Genomic DNA, 923 nt, shown 5'->3' on the forward strand with positions numbered 1-923 from the left:
GCCCGCAGGCACTGCGCCGGCGGCCGGCGCCACGCCCCCTGCACCCGCCCCTGCGCCGGCGGGGCAGGCGCGCGCGCGGCTGATCCCCGACACACCCCTGCCGCTGGAGCCGCTTCGCGCGGCAGATGCGGCGGTGCGTCTCGCCATCGCCGAGCTGGTGTTCGGCGGCGCGACCTACAGCGAGGCGCAGGCGACGGTCGCGCTCGACCGCGGACGGCTGCGCGTCGAGCCCTTCCGTGTCACCGCGCCAGGCGCGCCGGTGAGCGGCAGCCTCTCCCTCGATGCCTCCTCCGACACCCCGCCGGTCGCGCTCGTCCTGCGCGCCCCGGCGATCGACCTGCGCCAGCTCCTCGCCGCCTATGGCGGGGGCTACCGGGTGGCGGGCACGCTCGAGCTCGATGTGGACGTCAGCGGGGCGGGGACCTCGCCAGCCGCGATCGCCTCGGGGCTCGACGGGCATGTCGGCCTCGCCGGCGCGAATCTCGACATCGACAACCGGTTGATCGACCTGGTCGCGGGCGAGGTGTGGCGGGCGATGGTTCCCGGCGCGCCGCGCGACGGCACGAACAACGTCCGCTGCCTCGCCTTCCGCTTCGATGCCGAGGACGGCACGGCCCAGGCCCGCGCCTTCCTGTTCGATTCGGCGCTCGCGAAGGTCGCCGGCACGGGCTCCGTCGTGCTGGGGCCGGAGCAGCTTCGCCTGCGCGCGGTGCCGACGCTGAAGATCGCCGGCGGCGGCATCGGCGTGCCCGTGAACATCGGCGGCACGTTCCTCCAGCCTGCGGTCCGCGTCGATGCGGCCGGCGCCGTGGGCGCGGTGGCAGGCGCGTTGTCGGGAGCGACGGCGGGCGCCACGGCAGGGGCGGTCGCTGGGCCTCTCGGCGCGATCGTCGGCGGCATCGCCGGGGCGGCGCGGCCGGGGG

Annotated in this window: 1 protein-coding gene; it reads left to right on the top strand. The window is 77.0% G+C overall.

The annotated features are described in order from the left end of the window. A partial coding sequence (locus tag FIF60_RS21435) for an AsmA family protein (protein WP_144300319.1) occupies positions 1 to 923 on the top strand: 923 nt, incomplete at both ends.

Origin of the sequence: Elioraea rosea, assembly GCF_007644105.1 — a bacterium.
GTDB lineage: Bacteria > Pseudomonadota > Alphaproteobacteria > Acetobacterales > Acetobacteraceae > Elioraea_A > Elioraea_A rosea.